The organism is Okeania sp. (assembly GCF_983059655.1).
In genome coordinates this window covers 1-2024 of the sequence record NZ_CEZPJD010001115.1, presented here as the reverse complement: position 1 = coordinate 2024, position 2024 = coordinate 1, and the positions used below count along the sequence as shown (strand labels likewise).

Here is a 2024-nt window from a genome sequence, read left to right as displayed (position 1 = left end):
CCAACTTTGGGGGGAACAAGAGTTAATTTACTTCTAAAAGTCCCCCAAAATTGGGGGATTTAGGGGGCACTGATAACTGATAACTGATAACTGAAATGACTTTCCTTATTCTCTGTTTTAAACTTTATTATTTACCAATAAAATAGGATGACTATATATGTCAAAAATTGCTTATAAAATTGAACATTCTCCAGCTTATGCTTCATTAATTATTGATTTGTACCCGGAGCAAAAAGTATTAGTAGAAGCTTCAGCTATGGCAGCCATGGATACCTCAATTAAAATGCAATCTAAGGTCAAAGGTGGCTTAATGAAAGGAGTCGGTAGAATGTTGAGTGGTGAATCCTTATTTATTAGTGAATTTACCGCTCAAAACCAGTCAGGAAAGCTCTATGTTTCCCCTGGTGTTCCTGGAGATATTCAACATTATTATATAGAGAATCGTTGTGGTTTATTGGTTCAATCATCAGGGTTTGTTGCCTGTAGTGAGACTGTAGAAATAGATACCAAATTTCAAGGATTTAAAGGCTTTTTTAGTGGAGAATCTTTGTTTTTATTAAGAGCTACTGGAAAAGGGGATTTTTGGTTTAGTTCCTATGGGGGAATTTTAGAAATTCCTGTGGAAGAAAATTATGTAGTAGATACCAGTTATGTTGTAGCTTTTGAAGATACCCTGAATTATAATGTCGAGATGATTGGAGGTTTATCATTTAAAGGTTTAAAAACAGGACTTTTAGGAGGTGAAGGATTGGTTTGTCGGTTTAGTGGCCAAGGCAGTTTATGGATTCAAAGTCGCGCGATTTATCCTCTATTAAACTTTTTAAATCCTTTCCGTCCTGTAAAGAGTAGTAATTAAGATTTGCTGATTTATTCTCAAAATATTGACAGATAAAGGCTTTAGCATTTTTGGTGGAAAAAGGTCAAAAAGTTAGTATTTTGGGATGATTATGGCAGAAAAATCCAGGGATAATTTTTCCAACTAACTCCTCTATAATTCCTATTTATTCTGACTCCTGACTCCTTAAGAGTTAATCAAATTTATGAGCGATCGCAATCCCCCACCAACTAATCGTCAACTTTTAATTATATTAGGAATTTTTACAGCGATTATTGTCATAATGATTAGCTTTGTATCGATGTTAGTTGATTGGGCAATTACTCAGATTCCTACTAGTTGGGAACAAAAATTAGGAGCATTAATTGTTCCGGTTTACGAACAAAAAGCTAAAGATTCTCCTCAACAAGAAATCTTAAATCGTCTCTTAGATCGTTTAGAGTCTAAACTGGATAATAAATTATCAGAAAAAAGGGATTATCGAGTCATCTATATTCCTGAAAAAACCGTTAACGCTTTTGCCATACCTGGGGATGTTATTGGTATTTTTGAAGGATTAGTGAAAGAAGTTAAATCGGAAAATGAATTGATGATGATTTTAGGTCATGAATTAGGACATTTTGCCCATAGAGATCATCTTCGGAGTTTAGGAAAAACCTTAGTTATTAGAGTTGCGATCGCTAGTATTGTTGGAGATAATGCGACCTTAGCTAATAGTGTTGGAGCTGTTATCGAAACTATTAGTAATACTCGCTATTCTCAGTCTCAAGAATATCAAGCAGATGAATTCGGATTAATACTATTAAATGAAACCTATGGTCATGTAACAGGGGCAACGGATTTTTTTAAGAACTTTAAAGAACAAGAAAAATTAAGCTGGGACTTTTTTTCTAGTCATCCTGCTGGAGAAAAGCGTGTTAAGAGACTAGAAAAATTAATTAAACAAAAACAATATAAATTAGGTGAATATTCAGAATTAGATCCAAATTTACAGTTGAGCGATCGGGAGATTTTTAGGAACTAATTTTGCATTGAAAAATAGACGGAAATATTACTGAAGAGTCATCACCAATCAACGTCGGTAGCAACACTTCCGTCGGGCATTATGGTTTGCTTATAGTAGTCGGGAATAGGAGCAGAAGTGGCTCCGCGAAAGTCAGCGCGTTCAGCAGAATTTTCATAACCATTA

The 2024-nt window shown here is 34.7% G+C and carries 2 protein-coding genes; both read left to right on the top strand.

Features of this window, described 5'->3' with window-relative positions; translation table 11 throughout:
• Positions 1-157: 157 nt before the first annotated feature.
• A complete protein-coding gene (locus tag AC3DU7_RS32325; protein ID WP_488043315.1) occupies positions 158-856 on the top strand; it encodes a TIGR00266 family protein in 699 nt (232 codons plus the stop codon).
• A 184-nt stretch (positions 857-1040) separates the two neighbouring features.
• The gene (locus AC3DU7_RS32320) at positions 1041-1859 is read left to right on the top strand and encodes a M48 family metallopeptidase (protein ID WP_488043314.1); all 819 of its coding nucleotides are present in this window, start codon (positions 1041-1043) and stop codon (positions 1857-1859) included.
• Positions 1860-2024 lie beyond the last annotated feature (165 nt).